The 5,158-nt window shown below is 67.2% G+C and carries 5 protein-coding genes; 3 read left to right on the forward strand and 2 right to left on the reverse strand.

Annotation, left to right across the window (positions count from 1 at the left end; all coding sequences use genetic code 11):
• The coding region (locus QNJ67_23720) for a slipin family protein (GenBank protein ID MDJ0611998.1) at positions 1-467 on the forward strand (467 nt) is incomplete at its 5' end.
• A 243-nt stretch (positions 468-710) separates the two neighbouring features.
• Complete coding sequence (locus tag QNJ67_23725; protein MDJ0611999.1) at positions 711-2,606, forward strand: propionyl-CoA synthetase; 1,896 nt, start codon at positions 711-713, stop codon at positions 2,604-2,606.
• Positions 2,607-2,622: 16 nt separating this feature from the next.
• Here QNJ67_23725 and QNJ67_23730 read toward each other — a convergent pair whose 3' ends face one another.
• Positions 2,623-3,438 (reverse strand): porin, encoded by an 816-nt coding sequence (locus QNJ67_23730; GenBank protein MDJ0612000.1) that lies wholly within the window; start codon positions 3,436-3,438, stop codon positions 2,623-2,625.
• A gap of 258 nt (positions 3,439-3,696) precedes the next feature.
• Here QNJ67_23730 and QNJ67_23735 point away from each other — a divergent pair, with 258 nt between their 5' ends.
• Positions 3,697-4,473, forward strand: a complete 777-nt coding sequence (locus QNJ67_23735; protein MDJ0612001.1) for an SDR family NAD(P)-dependent oxidoreductase — start codon at positions 3,697-3,699, stop codon at positions 4,471-4,473.
• A 6-nt stretch (positions 4,474-4,479) separates the two neighbouring features.
• On the opposite strand, the gene QNJ67_23740 is transcribed toward QNJ67_23735, so the two are convergent.
• Positions 4,480-5,158 (reverse strand): response regulator (locus QNJ67_23740; GenBank protein MDJ0612002.1); only part of this gene is annotated, 679 nt, incomplete at its 5' end.

Here is a 5,158-nt window from a genome sequence, read left to right on the forward strand (position 1 = left end):
ACCTCAAGGACGCTCTCTACAAGGAGGTCCAGTTCGCCCTCCGACAGGCGATCGGCACGCGGACGCTGGAGGAGGTCTTGAGCGACAAGCTCGAGATCAACGAGGCGCTCTCGGGCCGGCTCGTGCCCAAGCTGGCCGAGTCCGGACTGGAGGTCTCTTCGGTGGGGATCAAGGACATCATCCTGCCCGGCGAAGTCCGGGAGCTGATGAACCGGGTGATCGAAGCCGAGAAGACCGCCCAGGCCAACGTGATCAAGCGCCGGGAGGAGACGGCGGCGACGCGGTCCCTCCTCAACACCGCGAAGCTGATGGAGGACAACCCGCTCCTCCTGCGGCTGAAGGAGTTGGAGGCGCTCGAGAAGGTCTCGGAGAAGGTCGGCAACGTCATCGTCGGCAACGGCCTCGACGGCGTTCTGACCGATCTGGTCCGGATCGATCCCAAGGGCCCCAAGCGGTCCCAAGGGTGAGGTGCGGCCGTGACCGACAATCCGTCACGGCCGCAGCGGCGGGCGCCGGGGCTCCAGGCAGGAGCCCCGGCGCTTTCCCGCCCCGCCGGGGCGGCACCTCCCATGATCCAGGTCATGGCGGTTTTGTGGATCCTCTAAGCAAATGATCGCATCCTTAGGCCGCCGCGCAATTGCGCCGCTGGGGCAGATGCCGCATTCTTGGGTCAAAATCCGGGACGAAGATCAGAGAGCAAGGGGGGAGACATGGGCCGTTTCGACGAGGTGCACGGGCGCTCACTGAGCGATCCTGAGGGGTTCTGGGCCGAGGCGGCCGAGGGCATTCACTGGGAGAAACGCTGGGACAAGGTGGTCGACGGCTCGGCGGCCCCGGTCTACCGCTGGTTCGCCGGCGGCCAGCTCAACACCTGCTACAACGCGCTCGACCGCCACGCCGACGGCGACCGCGGCGAGCAGGCGGCGCTGATCTACGACAGCCCGGTCACCGAGACCAAGCGGACCTATACCTACCGCGAGCTGCGCGACGAGGTCGCGCGCCTGGCCGGCGTGCTGGCCGGTCTGGGCGTCGCCAAGGGCGACCGGGTCATCCTCTACATGCCCATGATACCCGAGGCGGCGATGGCCATGCTGGCCTGCGCCCGCCTGGGCGCGGTCCATTCCGTCGTGTTCGGCGGCTTCGCGGCCAACGAGCTGGCGACACGGATCGACGATTGCCAGCCCAAGGCCATCGTCTCGGCCTCCTGCGGGATCGAGCCGGGCCGGGTGGTCGAGTACAAGCCTCTGCTCGACCAGGCGATCGAGCTCGCCGGCCACAAGCCGGACCACTGCGTCATCCTGCAGCGACCCATGGCCGAGGCCGCAATGATTGCGGGCCGCGACCACGACTGGAGCGAGGCCATGGCCAGCGCGAGCCCGCACGACTGCGTGCCGATCGCGGCGACCGACCCGCTCTACATCCTCTACACCTCGGGCACGACGGGCCAGCCCAAGGGCATCGTGCGCGACAACGGCGGCCACGCCGTGGTGCTGCACTGGTCGATGAAGAACATCTACGACGTCAATCCGGGCGAGGTCTACTGGGCCGCCTCCGACGTCGGCTGGGTGGTCGGCCACTCCTATATCGTCTACGCGCCCCTGCTGCACGGCAACACCACCGTGCTCTACGAGGGCAAGCCGGTCGGCACGCCCGACGCCGGCGCCTTCTGGCGGGTCATCGCCGAGCACGGCGTGGTCTCCATGTTCACCGCGCCGACCGCCTTCCGCGCCATCAAGCAGAAGGACCCTGACGGCAAGCTGATCGCGGACTACGACCTCTCCAAGTTCCGCACCCTCTTCCTGGCCGGCGAACGCTGCGATCCCGACACCCTCCACTGGGCCGAGGAGAAGCTGAAGGTTCCGGTAATCGATCACTGGTGGCAGACCGAGACCGGCTGGTCGATTGCGGCCAACTGCCTGGGTATCGAGCAGCTGCCGGTCAAGGCCGGCTCGCCGACCCGACCGGTCCCCGGGTGGGACCTGCGCGCGCTCGATGCCGAGGGCGAGGAGGTCAAGGCCGGCGACATCGGCGCGCTCGCCGCCAAGCTGCCCATGCCGCCCGGCTGCACGCCGACCCTGTGGAACGCGGAGGCGCGTTTCCGCCAAGCCTACCTCACCACCTTCCCGGGCTACTACGAGACCGGCGATGCGGGCTACATCGACGAGGAGGGCTATGTCTTCGTGATGGCCCGCACCGACGACATCATCAACGTCGCGGGGCACCGGCTCTCGACCGGCGCAATGGAGGAGGTCCTGGCGGCCCACCCCGACGTCGCCGAATGCGCGGTGATCGGCGTGGCCGACCGGCTGAAGGGCCAGCTTCCGGTCGGCTTCATGGTGCTCAAGGCCGGGGTCGAGCGGTCCGACGACGAAATCGCCACAGAGGTGGTCAAGATGGTGCGCCAGCAGATCGGCCCGGTCGCCGCCTTCAAGTCGGCAACCGTGGTCCAGCGCCTGCCCAAGACCAGATCGGGCAAGATCCTGCGCGGCACCATGCGCAAGATCGCCGACGGCGAGACTTACAAGATGCCGGCGACGATCGACGACCCTCTAATCCTGGACGAGATCTCCGACGCCCTGAGGGGAATCGGCTACGCCAAGGACTGAGCCTTCGCGGCGGGACCTAGAAGTTGTAGCGCAAGCCGAGGATGCCCAGGGTGCCGCGGGTCAGCTCGCCGGAGGAATCCTCCCACTGGGCGTGGCTCAGGGCGGCACGGGCGGAGAAGCCCGGGCCTATGGAGTAGCTCACTTCGCCGGAGATGGCCTGGACCTCGTCTTCGGCCTGCAGCGCTGGCGAGCTGGCCTCGAACTCGCTGTAGAGATAGTTCAGGCCGAAGGCCCAGGAGCCCGTGTCGTAGGCGATGCCGGCGTCCCAGACGTCGCCGTCGACCAGCCCGCTGGAGGCCTCGCGGGCGTAGGCGCCGCTCACCGTGAAACCGCCGTAGCCCAGATTGAGGTTGATGCCATAGCCGCGCAGCGCGTCGTCCGAAGCCCCGCCGAGCGCCGTGCCGTCGTTCTCGGTGATCCGCGCGCTGTGAATCCCGCCGCCGAGCCCGACGTTCACCGAGCCGAACGTCTCGGACAGGTTCAGACTGAGGGCGAAGTCCCCCTCGTCCTGCCCGCCGGTCTGGCCCCCGAACGATTGGGACCCGAGACCTGCAGACGGGAAATAGGATGGGCCTACGGGAAGGGCGCCGATGCGGGGCGTGAAGAAGCCGAGACCCGGACCGGCGCCTCGCTCCGGCAGCCGCCAGAATTCCGAGCCGTCGTTCCACTCCGCCGCGCTGAGATTGACGCTGAAGTCGCTGGTTTCCTGCTCTGCATCAGGCAAAAGCAAGGGATCGCCGATGGCCGGATCATCCGAGCCCGCGTGGGCCGCGGCGGTCACGAGAACCAGTCCCAGAACCAAAGCGCTCCGGGCGGAGAGCCTCGCCGCCACTCCTGATTGTCTCTTCGCTGCCATCCTGGACACGACGTGGATCCTTTGAGGCTCGATCTCAAGATATGGAGCCAAAGTCGCGCGCGCAAGCTACTTTAGCGGGAGAAACTGGCAGCGATTACTAGGCAACTGCTGCAAGTCCCCTTGCCGGTAGGCGACAATGCCGTTGAAATTGCCGGGTCGTCGCATTCCGCACGTGACGACGAAGGGCGCCTCGCGGCGACGTGTTGGAGGCTGGACGATTTGAGGGGAGAACCGATGCGTATGAAGGGCAAGGTGGCCGTGATCACCGGAGCGGCGCGCGGCATAGGGCTGGCCTGCGCCAAGTGCTTCGTCGCCGAGGGCGCCAAGGTGGTGCTCGCCGACCTAGAGGAGGAGACCGGCGAAAGGGCCGCCGAATCGCTTCAAGAGTCCGGCGGCGACGCGGTCTTCGTAGCCTGCGACGTCGGCGACAAGGCCTCGGTCGAGCAGCTCTTCGACAAGACGCTGGCGGCCTACGGGGACCTCGACTGCGTGGTCGCCAACGCCGGGATCGTCCACGCGGCGGATTTTCTCGAACTCGAGGAGGCCGACTTCGACCGAGTCATCCGGGTCAACCTCAAGGGCGTCTTCCTGACCTGCCAGGCGGCCGCGCGCCGCATGATCGCCCAAGGCCACGGCGGCACCATCATCACCATGTCGTCGGTCAACGCGGTCATGGCGATCCCCAGCATCACGCCCTATGTCGCCGCCAAGGGCGGCGTCAACCAGCTGACCAAGGTCATGGCGCTGGCGCTGGCCGATCACGGCATCCGGGTCAACGGCATCGGGCCCGGCTCGATCGCGACCGAGATGGCCCAGGCGGTCCTGAACGATCCGGAGAAAGCCCGCGGCGCCCTGTGCCGTACGCCCCTGGGCCGGTTCGGCGAGCCCGAGGAAGTCGGCAAAATCGCGGTGTTCCTGGCGACCGAGGATTCGAGCTACCTGACCGGACAGATCATCTACCCGGACGGCGGGCGACTGGCGCTCAACTACACCGTTCCGGTGAAGGGCTGACGGCGGTCAGTTGGCGGTCGGGAAGGAGTGTCGGGTGACGTTCCGCTTGGCCGCCGTGGCCGCGGCTGTAGCCTCGGGCGGAGACGCCGGGGCCGCGCCGTTCGCCGGGGCGCCGCCGCGCTGGGAGATGGTCTCCAGCGCCTTCAAGAGCTGGGTCGGGTCGAACGGCTTGACCAGGACGCCGGTCGAGGTCATGTCCCGCAGCGTGTCGATCGCTTCGGTCTCCTCGTCGGCGTGCCCGGTGACCACGATCGTCGGCTTCGCCCGGCCGCGCTTCTTGAGGTCGAGGTAGGCTTCGAGCCCGTTGAGCACGGGCATCTGGAGGTCGAGCACCATGATGTCGACGTCCTCGTCCAGGCCCTTCTGGATCGCCTCTTCGCCAGTCTGCGCGACGCAGACGTTGTAACCGTTCTGGCGCAGCAGATCTTCCATCATCGACCGGAAATTCGGATCGTCGTCGGCCAGCAGGACCAGGCCCTCGGGCTTGATGTCCTCCAGCGAGGCCATCAGCTTCTCCATGTTGACCGGCTTGTCGAACACACCGAGCGCGCCGTTCTCGATCGCTTGGGTCAGAAGCTGCTGAACGCTGAAGCCGGTCATCATGAAGACCTTGGCGTCGGGCTTGATCTTGCGGATCTCCAGGAAGCTCTCGACCCCGTTCATGCCGGGCATCATGACGTCCATC

It is taken from the genome of Kiloniellales bacterium, from assembly GCA_030064845.1.
In the GTDB taxonomy this organism is placed as follows: domain Bacteria; phylum Pseudomonadota; class Alphaproteobacteria; order Kiloniellales; family JAKSDN01; genus JASJEC01.

What these genes read in the sequence shown, in the direction of transcription:
- QNJ67_23725 (MDJ0611999.1), top strand. Translation starts at nt 711, where the DNA reads ATGGGCCGTTTCGACGAGGTGCACGGGCGCTCACTGAGCGATCCTGAG.
- QNJ67_23735 (MDJ0612001.1), top strand. Translation starts at nt 3,697, where the DNA reads ATGCGTATGAAGGGCAAGGTGGCCGTGATCACCGGAGCGGCGCGCGGC.